Here is a 21,590-nt window from a genome sequence, read left to right as displayed (position 1 = left end):
AATTCAGATGCTGCTGGAGAGCACCATGCGGCCGCTGGGGCTGGCTCCCACCTGGTCGTTTTCCAGCGTCACGCTCACACTGGTGGCCACACTGGTAGGCATCGTGGGGATGAGCATCGCCACGTGTCCCTGGGCCGTGGGCACGAAGGCCACGCAGCCCACTTTGAGGCCATCCACATTGGCCCAGAGGCGATAGACGTGATGGGGCGGCGGCGGCGGCAGACCATTGAGCATCAGCACGTTGTGGGTGGGGTTGCCGGTCACCATCACTTCGCCTGTGGCAGGGACGGAGGGATCGACGGCCTCCAGCACCATGCGGCGGGACGCCTCCACCGCGGGGGCCGAGGCCTGGAGATGGCCCTGGAGCTGCGCCAACTGCTGACGGGTCTGATGCAGCTCGTAACCCAGCCCCAGCAGGGCCACCCCCACCACGGCCGGCCACAGCCAGCCACCGGGGATCGGCCCCCGGCCGGGTCGCGCCAGCACTGGGGACCCCTGGCGGCCGATCAAGCGTTGACGCAGTCGCTGGGGAGGCGGAGCGGTCTGCGGCAACGCCAGGGGCAACAGTTCGAGGGTGGTGCGGAACTCGTTCAGACGCTGGCCGAGCTGGGGCTGCTCCCTCAGCAGGATGGCCAGCTGCTCCCGTTCCGCCTCATCCAGATCCCCCAGGGCATGGCCCGCCAACAGGGCATCGTTGCTGTCATCGGGGGTGACATCGCCTGGAATCACGGCTGCCTCTGGAACACGATCGGATGCTGGGGCACGCCTTGCCACCGTTCAAAGGCGGCACCCTGGCCAACCAACGACTGATGGGACCAGCGCTGGACTTCAGCCGTGAGCGTAAGGCTTGCCAGCCGGCTAAACGGTGGGATCGGCATGGGTTCACTCCCTTGAAGCCCTCGTCGGGGTGTTGACACAGGTACTACCGGCGATGGGGACGATCGGATCTTGCCGGCGAACGCCAGGCGGGCCTGGAGGGGGGGCCACTACTGTTTTTCTCTTCCGGCATCGGCTCCCTGTGCGCCTGCCCACCTTCCTGCGTCCGCACTGGAGAAGTCCTCAACGGGCCCTGGGCCATCAGCGCAGCCCCTGGACCAGCCTCTGGCGCCAGCCGGTGTCGATGGCGATGCGCATGCCCTGGCCGGTGTTCTTCCTGGCCATGACCCTGATCTACCTGGCGGAGGTGCTGCTCTTCGCCCTGGCCTTTCAGCTCGATTCACGCCACCTGGAAGCCGATGGAGTGATGGGGGTGCCGGACAGCGGCATCTTCGCGTTGCAGAACCTCTTCAGCGCCAGCTTCCAGACCGCCCGGGTCAGCTCGCCCTACACCCTGGGCCTGGCGGCGGGCCAGCGGATCGTTGGCATCCTGACCACCGCCATGGTCACCGGCCTGTTCTTCCTGCGCTTCACCCAGGTGGATTCGCCGCTGCGCTTCAGCCGCCAGCTGTGCCTGAGCTCCTGGCCCGGCGGCCATCTGAGCTGCCGCTTCGTCACCGCCGACCCCAGTTACTGGCTGAAGGTGACCTACGCGATGGTCCTGTTCCTGGACGAGGAAATCGAGCCGGGGCTGTGGCAGCGGCGCGTGCACCCGTTGCCGCTGCTGAACGCCGCCACGCCCCAGCTGCATCTGACGGCCGTCCTGAGCCACCCGCTGACCCCCGAGAGTCCCCTGGTCCAGCTCGGGCTCGAGGCCATCGCCAGGGCCAGCGGGGCCCTGATGGTGCTGGTGGAGGGCACCGACGAGGTGACGGGATCGGCGCTGCTGCAGGTGCATCACTACCGGATGGAGGACATTCGCGAAAGCCGGACGTTCGCGGATCTGGTCTCCATCGACAGCCGCGGCCGGCGCCTGGTGGATATCGAGGCCCTCGACCGCACCGTGCCGATCGGCTGATGGAACCACCGATCCAATCCGATCCGGCTGCCCACGGGTAAGTCGTGGTGAACGGAGGCCGTGCTGCTTCGCTGCCCGGCCCCTTACCTCGCCACTCTCGCTGCATCCCAGATGTCACGCTCCACCAGCACCTTCCTCCGCACCGGCGCCCTCACCGTGGTCGCTGCCGCAGCGCTCTCCGGTGTTGCCCTCCACGCCGCACCGTTCCAGAGCCCATGGCTTGCCCAGTCTTCTCCCGCGATGAGCGGACCCTCCAAGGGAATGGGCATGGGGATGGCCATGGCCAAGGGCAGCTTCCGCAAGGCTGAGGCTCCCGTGACCGGTGGCTTCACGATCAGCGAAGAAGGCGGCAAGAGGGTGCTCACCCTCAGCAGCGACTTCAAGACCAACGACATGGCCCCGGATCTCAAGGTGATCTTCAGCCCGTCGGCCACCCCCCTGGCCATGACCAAGGCCCCCGGATTTCCCCTCAAACCTGGCAGCTACACGGTTCTGGCCTCGCTGAAATCCAGCAAGGGGGCCCAGAGCTACGTGATCCCCGCTTCGATCGATCTCAAGGCGCAGAAATCGGTGCTCATCTGGTGCCAGAAATTCAACGCCACGATGGCCTGGTCTCCCCTGAAGCCCTGAGCAGCGGATGAACGCCGTCTCACCCAGGCCAAGCACCACCTGGGGGCCTTCGAAGGGGGAGCCCCCAGGCTGGGACTGTTGCTTCTGGTGCTGGTAGGCATGGTGCTGGCGCTGGCCACGCTTTGGCGGGTGAAGCGGCCCCTCTACCGAGCCAGCTTCGCCCTCTCTGGTGGCCCAGCGACAACCCCCTCGATGCGGTGTTCTGGCAGTTGCATTTGTTGGGGGGGATCAGTCTGGTCGGTCTGATGCTGTTCTCGGTGGCCTGCCGCCCCAAGACCCTCCGGCACTTCCGCTGGCGACGGCTGCGCATCAGCGCCAAAGCCCTGGCTGCGCTGATCTTCCTCGCCCAAGGCCTCACCGGGCCCAGGGATCTGCTCGAGATTCCGCTGAGCTGGCAGAAAGCCACCGTCTACGCCTGCGACTACACGGCGATGCGCTGCCCGGCCCTCACTCCAGCGATGGCTCCTTCAGCCCCCTGAGGGCGGCGCTCCAGACCCCAACGGGCCAGGGTCTTCCTATCCCCTCCCCCCATGGCCCTGCCTTTTCTGGCCTACCTCGCCGGTCTGCTGACCATCCTCAGCCCCTGCATCCTGCCGGTGCTGCCTTTCGTGTTCAGCCGGGTGGGGCACTCCTTCCGGCGCAGCGCCCTGCCCCTGCTGGCCGGCATGGCGGTGACCTTCGCCACCTTGGCAAGCCTGGCGGCCCTAGGCGGCGGCTGGGTGGTGCAGGCCCACCAGTGGGGGCGGATGGCGGCCCTGGCCGCGCTGGCCCTGTTCGGCGTCGCCCTGCTCTGGCCGGCGCTGGCCGATCGCCTCAGCCGGTCGCTGGTGCGTCTGGGCGCAGGCTTGTCGCGGCGATCAGATCGGGCCCATGGCGCTGGACACAGCATCGGCGCATCGGCCCTGCTGGGGGTGGCGGTGGGGCTGCTGTGGGCCCCTTGCGCGGGGCCGATCCTGGGGCTGATCCTCACCGGAGCGGCCCTGCGGGGTGGCAGCACCGACACCGCCCTGCTGCTGCTGGCCTATGGCCTGGGTGCTGCCACCTCCCTGGCGGTGGCACTGCTGGCCGGCAGTCGACTGTCCAACGCGCTCAAACGCTCGCAGGGGGCCTGTGTCTGGATGCGCCGCGGGCTGGGGGCCGCCGTGCTGGCGGCGGTGGGGCTGAGCGCCCTGGGCCTGGAGCAGGCCTCCTTCGCCGGCTGGGCTCTGGCGGACACCAACCGGCTCGAGCAGGCCCTGCTCGCCAGAGTTCCGCCCCCCGAGGCAGCCAGCCAGAGCGCCCCTGTGTTGAGCCGCCTGCCCGTGCTGGGCATCTTGCCGCCCTTCCCGAAGGGGGCGACCTGGCTCAATTCGCCGCCCCTCAGCCGTGATCAGCTCTGGGGGAAGGTGGTTCTGGTGGACATCTGGACCTACTCCTGCATCAACTGCGTGCGCACCCTGCCCCATGTGCGGGCCTGGGCCAGCAAGTACAAGGACCATGGCCTGGTGGTGATCGGCGTTCATTCCCCTGAGTTCGCTTTCGAGCGCGACCTCGGCAACGTGCGCGCCGCTGTCCGCAAGCTGGGGATCACCTATCCGGTGGTGATCGACAACAACTTCGCCATCTGGAAGTCGTTCCGCAACACCTACTGGCCGTCCTTCTATTTCATCGACAGCCAGGGCCGCCTGCGCCACTCCCATTTCGGTGAGGGCGCGTACGACAGTTCCGAACGCACGATCCAGGAGCTGCTGCGTGAAGCGGGCCAGAAGGACGTGCCCACGGGGCTGGTGCGCCCCTGAGGGCCGGGTTTTGGTTCAGAGGCCGGCGAACCACTCGTAGCCCTGGTCCTCCCAGTACCCCCGCCGATCCCCGAGCGTGGCCATCAGCTTCAGGCTCGTGACCCACTTGCTGAGCTTGTAGCCGAGCTTGATCGGGGTGGCGAGCCGCACCGGCGCCCCGTTCGCCGCCGGCAGCGGGGCGCCGTTCATGTGGGTGGCCAGAAGGGTCTGGGGGTGAAGCGCCGAGGCCAGATCCCAGCTTTCGTAGTACTGATCGGCCGATTCGATGAACACGTAGCCGGCCAGCGGCGAGAGGCCGGCCAGGGCCACCACATCCGCCAGCCGCGGCCCCGACCAGGCCACAATCGCCGACCAGCCCTCCACGCAGACGTGGCGAATGACGCACTGCTGCTGGGGCAGGGCCGCCAGGGCAGCCAGATCGAGGTTCAGCGGACGGCTCACCAGCCCGCTCACGGCGAGTCGGTAGCTGCCAGGCGTGAATTCGGGAGTGCCATTGAAGCTGTTGATCAGCAGGGCGGCCGGATCCACCTGGCTGGGACGGAACTCCGGCAGTTTCCCCTTGCCCTGCAGCAGGGCCTCGAGGCGTTCGTTGAGCGGCTGGGTGGCGGCGCCAACCGCCTCACTGACACCATTGAGGGCACAGCCGCCGAGCAGCAGCGTCGGAGCAGCCCCGAGCAGCAGGCCGAGGGAACGGCGGCGACTCAGGGGATCAGCAGGGTGGGCCATGGGATCAGACGGCCATCGAACGCCACAGCCGCAGCCCACCCACCCGCCAAGACAGCACCACATGGGCGCCGAGCAGCAGGGCGATGGCGGGAATGGTGGCCAGATGGCAGACGCGCAGCACCTGCCAGCTGTCGTGGCCGGCGGCTTCGGCGAAGGAGAATGGACCCACCAGCCACCAGAACTGGGCGGGCTTGTACATCGCCATCCCCGTGATCAGGCTGAAGCCAAGCACGATCAGCATCAGGGTGTAGACCAACCGATGGGCAGCCAGCCGTCGCTTCGGAGTGTTGTTGCTGGCGCGGAGGGTGCCGACATCCGCCAGCGCTGCCAGGCGCTGGTGCCGCTGGCGGATCAGCAGGCCAATCCAGACACCGAGATTGGCGGCATAGAGGCCCATGACGCCGAAATGCCAGTCGCGGCCGCCCGCCAACCAGCCCCCCAGGGTGAACAGCTCGGGCACGGTGGCACCGCCCCGGCCCCCGAACACCGGATTGGCGTTGTAGATCTGAAGACCGCTGGCGGCCATCAGCAGGATCACCAGCAGGTTGAAGGAGTGGAAGGCCCGGGTCCAGAGCGGGGCGTACCGGATAGGCGCCCTGGGGCGTCTGGTTGACGTGGGCATCAGAGGGGCGGAAGCGAGGCGATGGTCCAACACCCTGTTGATTCTGCCCCCCTCGGCAGTCCAATAGCGCCACGGTGGCGGTTCCACCGCAGGGGCTGGGGTCTTCGCAGGCCGGTTCAGCACCAACTGTCCCTGGGCCCCCAGGGTGATCAGGTTGCCGAAGGGGATGCCGAAGGTTGCGTCCCGCCACCCGATCGAGATCGGCCCCCAAATCGGGCACAAGGCCAAGCTCGTCCGTGATCGGGCGGATCGCAGGGCCATCAGCCCGGAATCCCCAGGAGGCGCTTGGGCTCACCACCTGTGGCGAAGATCGCTTCTGGATAGCCAGACGCCATCGGCTGAAGCAGCGGACGATCAGACCGCCTGGAGCTGATCCAGCTGCTGTTGCAGGCGCTGCTTCATCCGGGTCTGCACCAGGTGACAGAGCTCTTCCACCAGCTCGGTGTCGGCTCGGTAGATGAGCCGGACCCCGTCCCGGTCGCAGGTCACCAGGCCAGCCCGCTGCAACTGGGACAGCTGGCGGCTGATGTGGGACTGGCTGAACCCGGTGGCCTCAATCAGGGAGGCGACATCGGCCGACCCCTGGCGCAGGTGGCAGAGCAGCTGAAGCCGGGCCGGTTCACTCAGCAGGCGGAAGAACTGGCTGAACTCCTCCAGCAGCTCGGGACTGGGGATGGAACTGGGGATGGAACCGTGGCCGGCAACGCCCATGGCAGAAGGTTATGTCGCTAGAGGAATTATGCAGGCTTTCCCAGGCCTTGGCCCAAGCCAGAACCGCTCTGAAATGGACATGGCCGCAGCAGGACGCCGCATCGGCGCCGCTTCCACTCCTTAGACGTTGTATGCGTGTATGGTCATAGCAGCCAACTCAGGTTGCTTCGATGGCCTCGGTCCTTCCGTTTCTGCTCGAATCCGCCGCAGGCGGGGCACGCCTGCTGTTCCGCCAGCTCTTCGACGCCGAGACCGGCACCTTCACCTACCTCCTGGCGGATGTGCCCTCCGGCGAAGGGGTGCTGATCGACCCGGTCTACGACCACCACCCCCGCGATCTCTCCCTGGTGCGGGAACTGGGCATCGATCTGGTGGCCTGTCTCGACACCCACGCCCATGCCGACCATGTGACCGGCAGCTGGCGGATGCACCAGGCCACCAGCTGCGCCATCGGCCTCGCCGCCGCGGCCCGCGCCCGGAACGTGACCCTGCCCCTGGCCCACGGCGATCGGGTGCGCTTCGGCGGCCGCCATCTGGAGGTGCGCGCCACCCCGGGGCACACCGATGGCTGCCTGACGTTCGTGCTCGACGACCGGAGCCTGGCCTTCACCGGCGACGCCCTGCTGGTGCGGGGCTGCGGCCGCTGCGATTTCCAGCAGGGCAATGCCCACACCCTCTTCCGCTCGATCACTGCGCAGATCCTCACGCTGCCGGACCGGTGCCAGCTCTACCCGGCCCACGATTACAGCGGTCGCCAAGTGAGCTCGGTGGCCGAAGAGAAGGCCTACAACGCCAGGCTCGGCGGTGGTGCCGACGAGCGGGACTTCGTGGGCTCCATGGAGAACCTGCACCTGCCCCATCCCCACCGGATCGCCGAGGCCCTGCCGGCCAACCTGCGCTCGGGCATGCCCAGCGACGCTGACCACAGCAAAGAGGACGACTGGGGACCGGTCGAACGCAGTTACGCGGGCCTGCCGGAGGTGGCGGCCGCCTGGGTGGCCGCACACCGCGACCAGCTGACCCTGGTGGATGTGCGCTCCGAAGCCGAGGTGCTCGGGCCGGATGGCCGGGTGCCGGGCTGCCTGGCCATCCCCCTGCCGGAGCTGGCGGCCCGCGCCGCCGAGATCCCCACAGGCAGGCCCGTGGTGGTGCTGTGCCATTCCGGCAGCCGCTCGGCCCTGGCCACCCAGGAACTGCTGAAGCAGGGCCGCAGCCCCGTAGCCAACCTGCGCGGCGGCCTGCGGGGCTGGCAGGCCGAGGGCCTGCTGCTGGAGGTGCCGACCCCCACCCCCACCTGAGCCCGAAACACCCCCTTCCCCATTCACTCCCCCACCGCCAGAAGCATGACCACCACCACCCCCCGGCGCCTCTCCCCCCGCGACCTCGCCAGCCACCGCCACGCGGTGTCGCTGACGCTGATCGACGTGCGCGAACCGATGGAATTCGCCTCCGGTCACATCCCCGGCAGCCACAACATCCCCCTGTCACGGCTGGGCAGCGAGCCCTTGCCGGAGGGCCCGCTGGTGCTGCTGTGCCAGAGCGGCAATCGCAGCAGCCAAGGATTGGCCGATCTGCTGCGCCGCGGCCATCCCCAACCCCTGGCGGAGCTGGAGGGGGGTCTAGGGGCCTGGCAGGAGGCCGGCCTGCCGGTGCAACGGCACTCCAGGGCGCCACTGCCACTGATGCGCCAGGTGCAGATCGTCGCCGGTGGTCTGGTGCTGGTGGGGGTGCTGCTCAGCCAGACCGTGGCGCCGGGCTGGATCTGGCTGAGCGGCTTCGTGGGGGCCGGCCTCAGCTTCGCCGGCCTCAGCGGCTTCTGCGGCATGGCCCGCCTGCTGGCCGTGATGCCCTGGAACCGGGTGCGCCCTTGAGCGCCGCCGTCCTGCTGCTGATGGCCGGTGGGGGTGCCCTGATCGGCTTCCTGCTGGCGGTGCTCGGGGCCGGGGGCTCGATCCTGCTGCTGCCCCTGCTGATCAGCGGCGCCGGGCTGCCCACCCGTGAGGCGGTACCGCTCTCACTCCTGGCGGTGACCCTGCTGGCGGTGGCCAATGCCGGCCCCTACCTGCGGCGACGCCAGGTGGCGCCCCGCCCCGCCCTGATCCTGGGGGTGCCGGCCCTCGCGGGCAGCTGGATCGGAGGCACCCTGGTGAAGCACGGCCTGATCCCCGAGCCCATACAGCTGGGGGTGTTCGCCGCCGCCGCCCTGGTGGCCGCCTGGCTGCTCTCGCGGCGCCCGAGCACCACGGGCAGCGGCTCCCGCAGCGCCCCGCTGGCCCTCGCCGGCCAGGGGGTGCTGGTGGGCCTGCTGACCGGCATCGCCGGCGTGGGCGGTGGCTTCGCCATCGTGCCCGCCCTGGTGCTGCTGGCCGGTCTGCCGATGCCCCTGGCCAGCGGCACCAGCCTGGTGCTGATCGCCACCAACAGCCTGGTGGCCCTTGAAGCTCTGGGGCACTGGCCGGCGGCCGGCCTGCCGCTGCTGGCCCCCTTGGTGGGGGGTGGGCTGGTGGGGGCCATCGGCGGACAGGCCCTGGCCCCCCGCCTGTCGGATCGTCACCTGCGCCAGGGCTTCGCCGCCCTGCTGGTCGGTTCGGCCCTGCTCACGGGCGCCGAAGCCTTTCAGCGCCAGCGCCACCTCAGCGCCGCCATCCCCTCCCTCCCCGCCGTCTCTCCCCAGCGATGACCAACCTCCTGTTCCAGTTCCGCCTGCAGAGCCGCCACGGGGCCGCCGGCGACGCCCTCAGCGTCGACTTCCGCAACGGCGACCAGGAGCCCTGGCAGCCGTTGGAGCCCAGCCTGCGGACCCCCGGCTTCCGGCTCTATTTGCTGTCGCTGCTGCTCTGCCAGCACCACTACCTGGTGGCCAACGCCGTCGAGCGGCAGCTGCCCCTGGCGACTGTCGATGGGGTTCTCAGCGTGACCGCCTCCGCCGACTGGATGATCGAGGCGGTGAACGGCACGTTCCAGGTGCGGCTGGAGGCGGCCGATGGGGCGGCGACGCCGGAGCTGGATGGGCCCAGCCGGGCCTTTCTGGAGCGACGCATGAAGGTCTGTCCGGTGTCGCGGAATCTGCCCGGTACGGTGAGCAAGTCGATCGTGGTGCAAGCGGCGGGATGATCCGGGCGTACGACCCTGCCGACTGGCCAGGGGTGTGGGCGGTGCTGGAGCCGGTGTTCCGCGCCGGCGAAACCTTCCCCCACGACCCGGCGATCGGCAGCGAAGCGGCCCGGCAGGCCTGGGTGGAGGCCGCCGCCGCCACCTTCGTGGCCACCGATGCGAGCGGCGCGATCCTGGGCACCTACTACCTGCGCCCCAACCAACCGTGCCTGGGCGCCCACGTGGCCAATGCCGGCTATGTGGTGGCCGAGGCCTCCCGGGGCCAGGGGGTGGCCCATGCCCTCTGTCACCACTCCCAGCAAGAGGCCCTGCGGCGGGGCTTCACGGCGATGCAGTTCAACCTGGTGGTGGCCACCAACACGGCCGGGGTGGCGGCCTGGAGCCGCAACGGTTTCCGCACCATCGGCCGGCTGCCGGGGGCCTTCCGCCATCCCCGGCTGGGCGATGTGGACGCCCTGGTGATGTTCAAGACGCTGGCCTGAGATTCAGGGGCTCGGGTGTTCCTTGCAGGGCCTCCAGAGCGAGCCCATGGGAGGAACCGCTTCGCAGCCGAATTCCCTTCCTGAAACGACAATCCTTTGGGCAGAGGGGGCCTCAGGGGTTGTCGTAGCTGGGCACGGCTGGATCTCCGTCCCGTCCCAGGCGGCGGCTCGCCGTTTCCATGGCACCGACGGCCGGCTGATGCGTTCCTGCCCTGGCCAGGCCAAAGCGCGGCATGTTTCCGTAGGCGCATTCATAGCGGCCGGCCTCCACCAGATAGGTTTCGCGCCAGATGCCCACGCTGCCACTGGCGCCGACCGCCTGGTTGAAACGCTTCCAGGCCTTCAGGTGCGAAGCCTTCGGATTCTTCGAGAAGCTCTCCAGAGCTTCGAAGGAACGCCAGTACTGAACCAGCCCCACACCGCGCCAATAGACGAACGTCTCGGCGCTGAGCAGACCGAGATCGGGACTGGCCAGCAGTTCACGCATCATGGGGCCCATCGCCCGTGCCACCGGGAGCCATTGGTGGAGGGCCCAAAGGCGATTCACCCGCAGACCGATGATGAACACCACGAACGGGCCCTCGATCTGGGCGGTGTAACGGCCGGGGAAAATGGGGCTCATGGGGCGAATCCGGCTGCCATCACAGCGTGCCTGCCTCTAGTTGGTGGAGATAGATGAACTCAGGCGCTTCGACGCCAGCCTGTCGACGGATGTCCACCAACCGGGCGGACTCAAAGAAGGCCTTCGCCTTGGCCAGCGAATCCCACCGGGAGAAGTGCACCACTTTGTTCGGGTCGTTCTCATACCGGAGCACCTGGAACGATCGCTCGCCCGCGTCCCTCCGCATGGCGGCCGCCGCGTCGAACACCTTCTTCCACGCCTCGTAGTCCTGCACGGCGTGAATGATCAGAACGTGATCCAAGGGTTCACTCCTGTTGATCGACTTGACAAGTCTTCCCCTTCAAGCCGATCAAACGGATCAATGATGGAAGCTCCGCAACTGAATTCAACGGAGACATGTTGTTTGTACACAAACACGCCGTCAAACGGGATGCCGTCTGACCATAAGAGGATGCAATCATACTTTTCCTCTTCCGTGATGGATCTGCAGCTCTGCTGCACGGACAGACGCACGGCCTCAATGAGGGCCTAGAACTCTTCTGACGCCAGAAGAACGCTTTCCAGAAGGGCGTTGACGGATCTGGCTGCCATCAGGGTCTGCCTGGCCAACGGTGTGACGTGTTTCCCAAGGTGGCTGACAAGGCCACGTCATCGGGCCTGTGCAGCTTTTCGCAGCGCCAGGGTTTATTGAGCATTCAGCTCAAAAATGGCACCCGCATCGAGCTCAAGCCCAACGGGAGCACCCCCAACGCCTACCTCGATCAGCAAGGCACGCCGGCACGCCGAGAGATCCAGGAAGCCAACGTGGCCAGATCTACCGACTGGCCAACCATTCGATCGTCGTGTTCTGGGATCCGGATCCCTACAAGGGCCATTCGACAGCTCACTGAACGAAGCGCCAGTGGTGCAGGAGGCGACGGCACCCACCCCAGGTGGTGCAACCAGCGATCAAACCTGAGGCACCAGCCCGACCGCACGCCTTCCGGGCCACGCTCTGCCGGGGTGGCGGACTCATCCGCCTCCTGACATCAGCCCACTGCTTCGCAGAAGCCTGCGGCCAGACGGCCTCGCTGGAACGACGCAACGAACTGCTCCATCAAGCCCCCTGGTGGTCCGAATGGAGAGGCGTCATCTTTCCTGGCCGAGGGGGGCTCGGGGCAGCGCGTAATGCAGCTCGGCCAGACCCGAGCCGATCTGGCGCACCGACAGCAACCGCCACGGTGGGTTGGTCACCCGGCGTGGGAAGAGCGGCTTGCCCTGGCCAAGGGTGACCGAACCGATCTGGATGATGGCTTCATCCAGCAAACCGGCATCATGAAACTGGGCGGCCAGTTCACCACCACCAGCAATCCAGATGTTCTTCCCGCCCGCCACTTCCATCATCCGGGCGTGGGCCGCCTTGACGCTGCCCTGCACGAAACGGACATCAGCACCTGCGATGGGTGGCAAGTCGCGATGGGTGAACACCCAGGTCGGTTGGGTGAAGGGCCAAGCTGAACCTGAATCCTCAAGGACCTTCTCGGAGTGGCGCAGCATCCACTCATAGGTCGAGGCTCCCATGGCAATCGCACCGACCTGGGCAATGAAGGCCGGATAGCCAGCTTCCTTGACATCGCCGAGCGGAAACAGCCACTCCAGGGAGTCGTCCTCGGTGGCAACGAAACCGTCAAGACTGGCCGCGGTGTAGTACTGCGTCTTCATGGGGTTCGTGAGACGCTGGGCAGCCAGAGGCCTTGTGACGCTAGGACCTCACAGGCCAGCAGCCGCTGTGGTCAGAACAATCAGATGGTCGCGGACCACCGCGGCATCAGAAACCTGAACTGATTCGAGAAGTTTTTGCCCAACCCGGCACCGGGCCTGGTGAACAATCGACGGCCAGAGGATCCTGACGATCAATGGCAGATAGCGATCGTGCTGATGGCCTGGCAAACGCCGAGCACCTGCTGAGCTTGCCAGAGGCCCCAGCCATAAGCACCCTCATCTTGATACCGGTTTCAAAAGGAGTCTGGTTCAATCGGTCAGCATCCAATCGGCCTGCAGGCCCGGCCCAGAGCCCATCGAACGTTGGTAGTAAGTAGTGCCGCGAAGCGGCATCGCCTTGAATCAATGACCAGCCCGCGCCGTGGAGATAATTACCATTTGACGATGCCCAAAGTCACCTTAAGAACCCCAGCAAGTGTTGAGCCCCCATAATCTTTAGCAAGTCGCAGCAGCGTCTCGTGGAAACCAGAGTTTGGAAACGCGGCTTCGACTCTTTGAATTTGGACATTGCTCAAGCCCTTGCGAAGTAGTCCTTTTGAAGCATCGATCCAATCGGCCTTGCGGCAGGCCTCAATGATGTCTCCGTGAGGTCCGATATAGGGAAACATCTTGTGGTGCCAATGGATGGCTCCACGCAACAGGCCAGGATCCAGCCCCAGTCCATACTTCATGTTGTCGGCTATCGCCACAGCCTCGGATGGCTCCAGATAGGCTAACTCATGGTCTGTCCAGAGGCCGATGTCATGGTAAACGAACGCAGCCTCGACCAGCTTCTCATGTTCCTCTGCATCACCAAGGAAATGCATGGCATAGGTGATCGTGCGATACACATGGTTTCGATAACCTGGGAAGTCGCTGCCAATCACGGCTTCGTACCGAGTAAACAGCTCATCGACAAAGGGGCGTTCCAGCTTGATCTTGATGTCTGACATCGAGTTTGTCTCGTTGGTCAATACAACTGCGGCTGTAAGTCTTGAAAAGAGGATGCTAACGCCTAGGCCAGCGGCGGGCCAAAGCTCTGTGCGGTCATGCGGCATTGATAGACCCGTCCGATAAATCTGGATGTAGGGCGGAAGCGTCCAGATGATTCACCGAAGGGGGCAGAGTTAGAGATTTTGCCAAAGCTAAGAAGAATAAGTTGACAACCACTATTCCCTACATAGCTCCCCATGGTTTATAGACAGCAGAGAAAATCAGTGACTTAGATCCGTTGCTTGTAAATAGAGGGTGTCTCGTGTCAGCTGCCATGCCCAGTTCCTCTCACGTCCGTTCAAGCCAGGACAGGGCTGATCCAGGCTTCTGGTAGGCGGCTACCTTCGAGAAACTCCAGGATCACCCGTTCAGCCTCTGCTGCTGCGGCAGGGTCAAGCCGGTGTTGCATGTGAAAGCCATGGGGCCTGGCCTCACCTTGGCGGATCCGCAGTGGGGCACCGAGGGCCAGCGCCCGCTAGGCAAAGTCAAGGCCATCATCGCGAAGGGTGTCGTCACCACCCACCGTGATCTGGCCGACACTAGTCTTCTGCAGGGCTCGGAGCATGCCGATCACGTCGTCGAGCGCTCGGGGGTACCGATGCTCAGGCGCGAGGCGGTAGTGAATAGCCACCACGGTTTGCCTCGAGAGACCGGCGATGCGCTTGGCCCAGCCCAGATGCCGGCCTGAGGCCGGAGCGATCCAGCCGCCCCCGTGCAGATAGGAGCAGATCAGGTGTTGGCTCAGGAGGTGTGAAGACCGTGGCCGTCACCTGGACCCCCTCCTCCAGAGAGGGGAAAGCCGCTTCCGAGCGTTGAACCTCAGGGAAAGCCCCCAGGCTGGGGTGCTCCTGGACTCCCCAGAGCAACCGGATCTCCGCCACCCAGCGGTCGCGCAAGAGAGTTCCCGGCACCAGTGCTGGGTACAAGGCAGCCGCCGGTCCGTTGTGGATCGCATGGTCCAGGGACGGGTCCATCAGCCAGGCTCGCGTTGCTGCTGGAAGTCAAAGATGGCGCTCTTCAACTGCTCCAGCCTTTGCTCGGCTGGCCCGACCAATTCGATCAGCCGTGGCGCCTGCTCTCTCGGCATGACATCGAAGCGACCCTCGCGATAGATCTCCTTGAAGATCGCGTCCACTTCGTCACGGTAGGCATGATCCACGGGGCGGATACCATCGTCCTCCATGGCCACTGGCCAGGCCTCAGATAACGGTACGAAAGCCAGAATATCGAGATGATCCAGCGACTCCCTCACGGCGGGCACCATCGAGGCCACGAAGGCATCGTCGATGTCGGTGGTGGCCTGATTGGCGGTGTATTGCGAATAGGCAAGATAATCGACCGGAGCTCGATCGAAGATCACATCATCAGACATGCTCGAGTAACGATGGATTCGAGAGATGTTGTAATACATCTGAATCCCGTTCTGAAGCCTGGTTGAGGCTTCGCGGAACTTAATCTCATAAGGTCCGAAGATGCCAAGGGCGCGGTAGGGCTCTTCTTCCCTGAGAAAACCAGGCTGGGCGGCGACCCAATCGTTGACCACCGTGGATTTGCCAAGAGAGTGTGATCCAGAAATCGCGATACGCATTGGAGGTGAAGCTCTGCAGCATTCTATTCCCCTCCAGAGAGCTTGGGCAAGTACTGCGTGAGCGGTGACCGCCAGGAAGGTATAAACCGAGAAGCACCAAATGTGGCGTTTCCCCTATCCCCTCTAGAGCAAATAAAGCATTCAAGCTTCACAAGGAAGGCATGTCAGACTTCAGCAATGGGCTTGACGAGGTCTTATCACTACATGGTGATGGGTGGGACGAGGGGGCTGGTAGAGACACCCAAAATCTATTGCTCACTATGGGCAGCCTTGCATTGGCTGAAACCTTGCTCTTGGTGAATTTGAATACAAGCCCTCCCACCAGTTTGATGTGTTGCAGATTGCGGATCTGTTCACTGAATCCGTAGGGCTCCTACTGGATCCCGGGACTCGTCATAAGCATAAAGATGAGTTTTCAGAGTACCTCCTTGAGAGAGTTTACATGTCAAAAGGAGCAGAAGTGACCTCGGAGGACAAGGACGTATCTGCTCTATTTGATTTGTTGTTGCCGTCCCCTCTTCTGCGGGAGTCTTTGTATTCCTGCTGTTCAGGTCGTCATTGTTCGCTGCCGATCCGCCCAACGCTGTCCCTGAGTGGCAGGCAAGGATTATGGGGCGGCGATGCAGAGAGTTGGTGGTGGCCTGTCCACTCGAGGGGCCTGTTAGGCGTCATCAGGAGGATCCACCCGTACTACGAGAGGCATGTGATCGCTCCATTGCAACCACTTGTCAGAATCACCGACCCAAGCTGAACATTCATCTAGCCAAGCAACAGGCGCGAAGGCGTAATCGATGTGATACTCCTTGGCCGGATTCCGCTGCAAATAGAATGGTGGCTCCGGTTCTGAACCCTGCTGAATTCCGCGGCTACGGTGATAGACGCTCTCCAGTCCCATTGCCGAGAGCTCTCTGACTACGTCAGAGTGGTTCCACCATCGATCCCATTTATCCCAGCGAACATTGCTGTTCAGATCTCCAGCGATCACTGTTGGCTGAGTTGAAAGCACGGCGCGGTGAGCTTGAATGAACTTCCAGAGCTGTCCAATGTATTGAAAAGTAGGTGAGTTTGCTTGCCGAGTCCAGGTAGCCAGAAGTAAGAAGCTATCCTTAATCCGGCACGGAAGAAACGATTCGAGTTGACCTAATTCAAGATCAACAGGAGCAAGCTTTACTGCAGGTGAGGCGAACACTCCAATACCCTTGTTCTTATTCTTTCCAGTCCACAGATGGTTCTTCGCCCATGTCTTATACGAAAGACTATTGGAGAGATCGGGATCTTCGCACTCTTGTATGATTGCGATATCAAACTGTAAGGTTGCTAACGCATCAAGCTTGTTGCGCAAGGCACCGTTGCAGTTCCAAGTCAAAATGTGCATACGCCTAACGTGCTAGCTCAGGGGCGGCTGGTTAGATGTCGGTTGCATCAAGAGGCGCAGACTTTGATTTGAAATACCCAACAATAGCCATTACCACAGCGGTAGGGACCGCCAACACAACAGCGCACCGCCGATCATGCCTGCGACACCGCACACCCACAAGGACGTCTTTGCAAATTCAGTACGGTTGCCTCTTGAAATGAAATATGGCAGAAGACCACATAAAAGCCCAACCAAACCACCTACAAGAATCATTATCGATGACGATAAGCCGAATGCCCATGCGGCGGAAAATCCAAGAATGGCCGGGATATATGGAAGTACTTTTTTCATTTTTGCTCCTTTATAATTGGAATCAGAAAACATCTAACGCTGCCCCTGAGTGGCAGGCAAGGAGTCTGGGATGGCGCAGCGGATAGTTGATGGTGGCCTGTCCACTCGAGGGGCTAGTTAGGCAGCCCCTCTTTGAGTGGCGCTCACCAGACCACTGAGACCGCGGAGAGTCACACGACACACCGCTGCAATTGCCATGATGCTCGGCTCCTCTCCGAGAAGGTTAATGGCCTGATCCCAGTCGAGCATCATCTGCTCATCTGCAATTTTGGTGCGGCCAAAGTGGATGCCGCCCTTCGCGTTTGCGCAAGCCCGGATGAGATCACTCACGCGGGCGTTGCGGCCATTCCATGCCAAGCATGGAGCGCTGAGAAACTGCTTGAGGCTGCAACTCTGGGTACGGGCACCTGGGAATGGTTCGGGATCGAGGGCTTGCCAGTGTGCTTGAGCTTCAACCGGGAGTGGCTGTGAGAAATCTACGGTCTGGAAGGAGAGTTCAAGGCGGTATTGCCGATTGACAGCGTGCACTAGCGGCGTCTCGTCCAGCAGGAGCTGGCGCAGCAGGCCCGACGCACGGATTACGCTATAGCGGTCACCAGCTGTGACCTTCTGATCAAGATCTATGACCGTGCAAAGGAAGAGGTGCTCTTCCTCAGACAAGCAGGCACGGAGTTGGAGATTCGGAAAGATGAGGCCGGAGGCGTACACCCCTGAGACCGAGGTACTGACGCCGAGTTCACTGGCGGAACTTGCACGATCGGAGAGTTCATTCCCATTGAGAAAAAGGGAGATGCAATCAGGGGTCCATGTCATCATGAGGATGACCCTGGCAGAGTCCGGAAGATCAAGCGGTCCATAGCAGCATCTTCTTAGATCACCGCCATAACGTACAGATGCAATCAAACGCGCATCACTATCCGCGAACACGGTTACTGTGGTTCCTCCTTCGTCTTTGGCGAACAGAGTCAGGGCCCGAGGGGGTGGCCACGGGGCCGGTAAAACCACGACGGCTGCGATTGTTCCTTCTGCACTCATTTCATTTCTTGGTCAGCCTAACGCTCGCCATCACATGGCCGCAAGGATTCAATGCGACGAAAAGAGTCATTTGGAGGCGGCCCAGGTGCATGGCATTGTTAGACAGCCGTCTCCGCCTCAAGAGCAGGACTGGCATGTAGTTGAAGTCCGAGTGCAGAGATAACCTTCAAGACGGTTGCCAGTTCAGGATTACCGCTTGATGAGAGAGCCTTATAGAGACTTTCCCGACCCAGTCCAGCTTCACGTGCTATCTGCGACATGCCCTTGGCACGAGCAATATCCCCCAAGGCAGCAGCCACCAGCCTTGGATCTCCATCCTCCAGAGCGGCTTCAAGATAGGCTGCCATGTCTTCACTGTTTGTGAAATGATTGGCTGGGTCCCAGACAGTTGTTTCGGTTTTGGTCATTGGCTCTCCTTATAGGTTACGGGCAAGATCTTTGGCATGCTGGATGTCTTTCGCTTGAGAGCCCTTGTCGCCACCAGCGAGAAGAACAATAACCATGTTGCCTTGGCTTATGAAATAGATCCGGTAGCCAGGGCCATAACGAATCCGAAGCTCAGAGACACCTTCTCCGACCGGACGGACATCACCTGGATTTCCCAGGGATAAACGCCTAATCCGAATATCGATGCGGGCTTTTGCCGCGCGATCGCGCAGCCCACTGAACCATGCGGCATAGGCAGGGGTCTCCCGAATCTCCAGCAAGCCACCATTGTATCCCCAGGGATACGGAGACGCAACCGGTCCTCGGCCTGTCTAACGCTCCGGTTCAGCGGCGGCGCCCCAGCGCCGACCGCTGCAACCGGTTGATATGCGGCATCCTGCGCGAACAGCGGTCCGGTGTCTGTGTAGAGCCGTACCGAAGTTACCTCGCCTGACTCGTTTCGATCGGTGAGGGCAACCGCCCGGAGGGTCACTGCCTTGCCATCTAAGCGTTGGTAGTGGTTTAAAGCCTCAAGCATGAACGAACTGTCCGTGCCGTAGATGTTCAGAAGCTCGTGCTCAAGATTGCCGAACGAGCGCCAGTAGTAGGACAGGCCCGCCAGGACCGACTCCTTGCCAACGACCGGCTCTGCGTTATTCATGACCAGCTCGCAACCTTCGGCGAGAAACGAACCGTAGCGCTCGACATTCTTGGCATCGAGCGCGTCTAGGTACTCCAAATACCACTTGTATCTGGCCTCGCTCAACTGGTTGACGCACAAGCTCGAGGTCTTCATTTCGATCTCCATTGATGGTTTTGTGTCACGTTCTCTTGCCGAGCCGCATAACTAGGAGCTGAGCCGCACCGCCGTTCTACCGAACGCCGTTCGGCTAGCAGGCGGTGTCGGCTCCAGCGCGGAGTTGGTTTGCCGCACAAATATCCTACGCAACCCACACAACAGTAAAAACGCGGACAAATCAACAGTATTTCGGCGGGTCCGGTATCCATCCTGCTCAGGGTGCTCCGGCGGCATAAGAAGCCTGTGAGACCATGATCATGCCCTGAGAACCCCTCCAGCGTAAAGCTTTTCTCTACCCTTGCTCTTGGGTGACGGAGACATGGGCGGGTCCGAGATCCAGAGGTTCGGTTCGCTACAGAAGGTCCACCGGACTCATCACCCCGCAAGGGCCGCGATTCAGCACATGGGTATAGATCATCGTGGTCTTCACGTCGCTGTGCCCAAGCAATTCCTGGATGGTGCGGATGTCCTGGCCGCGCTCCAGCAGGTGAGTCGCAAACGAGTGGCGGAACGTATGGCAGCTTGCCGGCTTGCTGATTCCGGCGCTCAGGATTGCACGCTTCACAGCCTTCTGGATCACGGATGGGTCAATGTGGTGCCGGCCTTCCGTTCGGGTCCTGGCGTCACGCCAACGGTGAGACTGTGGAAAGACCCACTGCCAGCCCCATTCCGAGGCGGCGTTCGGGTACTTTCTTCCCAGTGCCATCGGCAGCACCACCCTCCCCCAGCCTGCCGCCAGGTCGGTTCGGTGCATCTGCCGCACCACCAGCAGATGATTCTGCAAGGGCTCCATCAGGCTGGCGGGGAACACGGTGACCCGGTCCTTGTCGCCTTTGCCGCTGCGGACGGTCACTTGCCTGACCTCAATCTCCACATCCTGCACCCGGAGCCTCAGCGCTTCCATCAGCCGCAGTCCGCTGCCATAGAGCATCTGCGCCACAAGCTGTTCGGTTCCCTGGAGCCTTTGCAGCACCTCCCTCGTCTCCCCCACCGTGAACACCACCGGCAACCGCTTGGGCTGACGGGCGCGCACCACCCCTTCCAGGTTGCCCACATCTCCCCCGAGCACGTGCCTGTAGAGAAAGAGCAGGGCGGATAACGCCTGGTTCTGCGTGGAGGCACTCACTTGCCCCACTGTGGCCAGATGCGACAGGAAGGCATTGATCTCCTCCTCGCCCATTTCCCGTGGATGCCGCATCCCGTGAAAGCGCAGAAAGCGTTTCACCCACTGGGCATAGGAACTGATGGTAACGATCCATCAGCCTCGGGCCGGGAGTCGGAGCCATGGGAACAAACCGGAGCCTGCTTCAGAGTTCCCCGGCCAGTCCACCATCAGTCAGAGGGCCTGGAGGAGCGGCGATGACTCCCCTCTAGCCTGGCGCCGATGGCCCACTCCCTGGTGCTGCTGGCGAGCCCGTCGCGGGAAGCGGCGCTGCTCGACTGGCTCGACCGCCAGGCCCTGGCCGTCTCCGGTTTTCCATTGCTCGCCACCGCCGAACTGGCCGGGCGGCTCCGCAGCGATCCCCGCACCGCCCAGCTGCCGGTCATGGCGCTCGAGGCCCTCGCCGAGGGGGGCGACATTCAGGTGGCCGCCCGTCTGCTGGCCGGTGAGGTGGCGGCGGTGATCGCCTTCCTCGATCCGGAGGCGCCGCCGGGTTCGCCGCCCGACGGCCGGCTGCTGATCCGCGCCTGTGATCTTGCCGCCGTGCCCCTGGCCCTCAACGCCGCCACCGCCGAGCTGGCCCTGCGCGGCCTGGCCCACGGCCGCTCGGCCTACCTGCTGTTCAACCCCGTGGCCGGCCAGGGGGAGGCCAACGCCGATCTGGCCCTGATCCGTTCCATCCTCGAACCCCAGCTCCTGGTGACGGTTCTGCTCACCGGGCCCGGCACCGATCCGGGCGACCAGTGCCGGGAGCTGGTCGAGCTGCTCCAGGCCCGGCCAGCCGGCGAGGTCGGCAACGTGATGATCGTGGCCTGCGGCGGCGACGGCACCGTCTCGGCGGTGGCGGGGGCGGTGGCCGGCACCGGCATTCCCCTTGGCGTGATCCCCCGTGGCACCGCCAATGCCTTCGCCGCGGCGCTCGACATCCCCACCGACCTGGTGGCCGCCTGCCAGACGATCCTGGCCGGCCACACCCACGTGGTGGACGCCGCCCGCTGCAACGGCCTGCCGATGACCCTGCTGGCCGGGGTCGGCTTCGAGGCCGGGATGGTGGATCGCGCCACCCGCGAACTCAAAACGATGCTGGGCCCGCTCGCCTACGTGCTCGCCGGCGCCCAGCAGCTGGTGAGCCAGCAGCCGTTCCAGGCCCGCGTCGAGATCGACGGCACCGTCACCGAAATGCAGGCCGCCGCCATCACCGTGGCCAACGTGGCCCCCGCCACCTCCGTGCTGGCCCAGGGCTTCGGGCGGGTGATCCCCGACGACGGCCTGCTGGAGGTCACGATCGCCTCGCCCAGCACCCGCCTGCAGGGCCTCAACGCCCTGGCCTCCCTGCTCACCTCCGCCGTGGTGCAGTCTCCCAGCAACCACCCCGATCTTCTGTGTCTGCGCGCCAGCCACATCACGATCACCACCGACCCTCCCCAGCGGCTGGTGATCGACGGCGAAATGCTCGAAGCCGACCCGGTGACCTTCACCTGCCTGCCCGGCGCCCTCACCGTGTTCGCGCCGCTGCCGCCACCGTGAACTGGCCACCGTGAACTAGCCACCGTGAACTGG

The 21,590-nt window shown here is 63.8% G+C and carries 25 protein-coding genes and 1 pseudogene; 10 read left to right on the top strand and 16 right to left on the bottom strand.

Annotated features, from left to right (window positions below):
• Positions 1–3: 3 nt before the first annotated feature.
• The gene (locus KQ305_RS01540; protein ID WP_259723694.1) at positions 4–729 is read right to left on the bottom strand and encodes an anti-sigma factor domain-containing protein; all 726 of its coding nucleotides are present in this window, start codon (positions 727–729) and stop codon (positions 4–6) included.
• A gap of 289 nt (positions 730–1,018) precedes the next feature.
• Between KQ305_RS01540 and KQ305_RS01535 the strand changes: the two genes are divergently transcribed.
• The 4 genes from KQ305_RS01535 (at position 1,019) to KQ305_RS01520 (ending at position 4,302) form a co-directional block, all read left to right on the top strand.
• Positions 1,019–1,894 (top strand): hypothetical protein, encoded by an 876-nt coding sequence (locus KQ305_RS01535; protein WP_259723693.1) that lies wholly within the window; start codon positions 1,019–1,021, stop codon positions 1,892–1,894.
• Positions 1,895–2,005: 111 nt separating this feature from the next.
• Positions 2,006–2,524: a DM13 domain-containing protein gene (locus KQ305_RS01530; RefSeq protein WP_259723692.1), complete on the top strand. Its 519-nt coding sequence runs from the start codon at positions 2,006–2,008 to the stop codon at positions 2,522–2,524.
• Positions 2,525–2,742: 218 nt separating this feature from the next.
• A complete protein-coding gene (locus KQ305_RS01525; protein ID WP_259723691.1) occupies positions 2,743–3,003 on the top strand; it encodes a DUF4079 domain-containing protein in 261 nt (86 codons plus the stop codon).
• A gap of 51 nt (positions 3,004–3,054) precedes the next feature.
• Complete coding sequence (locus KQ305_RS01520; RefSeq protein ID WP_259723690.1) at positions 3,055–4,302, top strand: cytochrome c biogenesis protein DipZ; 1,248 nt, start codon at positions 3,055–3,057, stop codon at positions 4,300–4,302.
• A 15-nt stretch (positions 4,303–4,317) separates the two neighbouring features.
• On the opposite strand, the gene KQ305_RS01515 is transcribed toward KQ305_RS01520, so the two are convergent.
• From KQ305_RS01515 to KQ305_RS01505, 3 genes are all read right to left on the bottom strand, one after another.
• Complete coding sequence (locus tag KQ305_RS01515) at positions 4,318–5,028, bottom strand: molybdopterin-dependent oxidoreductase (RefSeq protein ID WP_259723689.1); 711 nt, start codon at positions 5,026–5,028, stop codon at positions 4,318–4,320.
• A 4-nt stretch (positions 5,029–5,032) separates the two neighbouring features.
• On the bottom strand, positions 5,033–5,650 hold the full coding sequence (locus tag KQ305_RS01510) for a cytochrome b/b6 domain-containing protein (RefSeq protein WP_259723688.1): 618 nt from the start codon (positions 5,648–5,650) through the stop codon (positions 5,033–5,035).
• 354 nt (positions 5,651–6,004) lie between these two features.
• Complete coding sequence (locus KQ305_RS01505) at positions 6,005–6,361, bottom strand: metalloregulator ArsR/SmtB family transcription factor (RefSeq protein ID WP_259723687.1); 357 nt, start codon at positions 6,359–6,361, stop codon at positions 6,005–6,007.
• A 170-nt stretch (positions 6,362–6,531) separates the two neighbouring features.
• Between KQ305_RS01505 and KQ305_RS01500 the strand changes: the two genes are divergently transcribed.
• The 5 genes from KQ305_RS01500 to KQ305_RS01480 are packed head-to-tail and all read left to right on the top strand — an operon-like array spanning position 6,532 to position 9,957.
• Positions 6,532–7,659 (top strand): MBL fold metallo-hydrolase, encoded by a 1,128-nt coding sequence (locus KQ305_RS01500; RefSeq protein WP_259723686.1) that lies wholly within the window; start codon positions 6,532–6,534, stop codon positions 7,657–7,659.
• A 45-nt stretch (positions 7,660–7,704) separates the two neighbouring features.
• On the top strand, positions 7,705–8,232 hold the full coding sequence (locus tag KQ305_RS01495) for a rhodanese-like domain-containing protein (RefSeq protein WP_259723685.1): 528 nt from the start codon (positions 7,705–7,707) through the stop codon (positions 8,230–8,232).
• Positions 8,229–9,041, top strand: coding sequence for a sulfite exporter TauE/SafE family protein (locus KQ305_RS01490; RefSeq protein ID WP_311134305.1), 813 nt, complete (start codon positions 8,229–8,231; stop codon positions 9,039–9,041). The genes KQ305_RS01495 and KQ305_RS01490 overlap by 4 nt, the downstream gene beginning before the upstream one ends.
• On the top strand, positions 9,038–9,475 hold the full coding sequence (locus KQ305_RS01485; protein WP_259723684.1) for a hypothetical protein: 438 nt from the start codon (positions 9,038–9,040) through the stop codon (positions 9,473–9,475). The genes KQ305_RS01490 and KQ305_RS01485 overlap by 4 nt, the downstream gene beginning before the upstream one ends.
• The gene (locus KQ305_RS01480) at positions 9,472–9,957 is read left to right on the top strand and encodes a GNAT family N-acetyltransferase (protein WP_259723683.1); all 486 of its coding nucleotides are present in this window, start codon (positions 9,472–9,474) and stop codon (positions 9,955–9,957) included. The genes KQ305_RS01485 and KQ305_RS01480 overlap by 4 nt, the downstream gene beginning before the upstream one ends.
• Positions 9,958–10,069: 112 nt before the next feature.
• Here KQ305_RS01480 and KQ305_RS01475 read toward each other — a convergent pair whose 3' ends face one another.
• From KQ305_RS01475 to KQ305_RS01420, 12 genes and pseudogenes are all read right to left on the bottom strand, one after another.
• The gene (locus KQ305_RS01475; RefSeq protein WP_259723682.1) at positions 10,070–10,579 is read right to left on the bottom strand and encodes a DUF4188 domain-containing protein; all 510 of its coding nucleotides are present in this window, start codon (positions 10,577–10,579) and stop codon (positions 10,070–10,072) included.
• Positions 10,580–10,598: 19 nt separating this feature from the next.
• Entirely contained in the window at positions 10,599–10,880 is a 282-nt protein-coding gene (locus KQ305_RS01470) for an antibiotic biosynthesis monooxygenase (protein ID WP_259723681.1), read from the bottom strand.
• Between the two features lie 827 nt (positions 10,881–11,707).
• Positions 11,708–12,280 carry a dihydrofolate reductase family protein gene (locus KQ305_RS01465; RefSeq protein ID WP_259723680.1) on the bottom strand — a complete coding sequence of 191 codons (573 nt, stop codon included), beginning with the start codon at positions 12,278–12,280 and terminating at the stop codon, positions 11,708–11,710.
• 431 nt (positions 12,281–12,711) lie between these two features.
• Positions 12,712–13,293 (bottom strand): hypothetical protein, encoded by a 582-nt coding sequence (locus KQ305_RS01460; protein WP_259723679.1) that lies wholly within the window; start codon positions 13,291–13,293, stop codon positions 12,712–12,714.
• A 494-nt stretch (positions 13,294–13,787) separates the two neighbouring features.
• Positions 13,788–13,988: an alpha/beta hydrolase fold domain-containing protein gene (locus KQ305_RS15380; protein ID WP_399230241.1), complete on the bottom strand. Its 201-nt coding sequence runs from the start codon at positions 13,986–13,988 to the stop codon at positions 13,788–13,790.
• Positions 13,989–14,285: 297 nt separating this feature from the next.
• On the bottom strand, positions 14,286–14,900 hold the full coding sequence (locus KQ305_RS01450) for an ATP-binding protein (protein ID WP_259723677.1): 615 nt from the start codon (positions 14,898–14,900) through the stop codon (positions 14,286–14,288).
• Positions 14,901–15,561: 661 nt separating this feature from the next.
• Positions 15,562–16,275: an endonuclease/exonuclease/phosphatase family protein gene (locus tag KQ305_RS01445; RefSeq protein ID WP_399230221.1), complete on the bottom strand. Its 714-nt coding sequence runs from the start codon at positions 16,273–16,275 to the stop codon at positions 15,562–15,564.
• Positions 16,276–16,725: 450 nt separating this feature from the next.
• On the bottom strand, positions 16,726–17,421 hold the full coding sequence (locus tag KQ305_RS01440) for a hypothetical protein (RefSeq protein ID WP_259723675.1): 696 nt from the start codon (positions 17,419–17,421) through the stop codon (positions 16,726–16,728).
• Between the two features lie 320 nt (positions 17,422–17,741).
• On the bottom strand, positions 17,742–18,050 hold the full coding sequence (locus tag KQ305_RS01435) for an addiction module antidote protein (RefSeq protein WP_259723674.1): 309 nt from the start codon (positions 18,048–18,050) through the stop codon (positions 17,742–17,744).
• A gap of 9 nt (positions 18,051–18,059) precedes the next feature.
• On the bottom strand, positions 18,060–18,350 hold the full coding sequence (locus KQ305_RS01430; protein WP_259723673.1) for a type II toxin-antitoxin system RelE/ParE family toxin: 291 nt from the start codon (positions 18,348–18,350) through the stop codon (positions 18,060–18,062).
• A gap of 170 nt (positions 18,351–18,520) precedes the next feature.
• Positions 18,521–18,865: pseudogene (locus KQ305_RS01425) on the bottom strand (nuclear transport factor 2 family protein); the annotation flags it as partial.
• 355 nt (positions 18,866–19,220) lie between these two features.
• On the bottom strand, positions 19,221–20,093 hold the full coding sequence (locus tag KQ305_RS01420; RefSeq protein ID WP_259723672.1) for an integron integrase: 873 nt from the start codon (positions 20,091–20,093) through the stop codon (positions 19,221–19,223).
• Positions 20,094–20,252: 159 nt separating this feature from the next.
• Here KQ305_RS01420 and KQ305_RS01415 point away from each other — a divergent pair, with 159 nt between their 5' ends.
• Positions 20,253–21,557, top strand: coding sequence for a diacylglycerol kinase family protein (locus tag KQ305_RS01415; protein WP_259723671.1), 1,305 nt, complete (start codon positions 20,253–20,255; stop codon positions 21,555–21,557).
• The last annotated feature ends 33 nt before the right edge of the window (positions 21,558–21,590 follow it).

Source organism: Synechococcus sp. CS-1332 (genome assembly GCF_025127995.1).
Lineage (GTDB): Bacteria > Cyanobacteriota > Cyanobacteriia > PCC-6307 > Cyanobiaceae > Cyanobium.
Note: the sequence above shows the minus strand (reverse complement) of the source record. Positions and strands in the feature narration are given on the sequence as shown.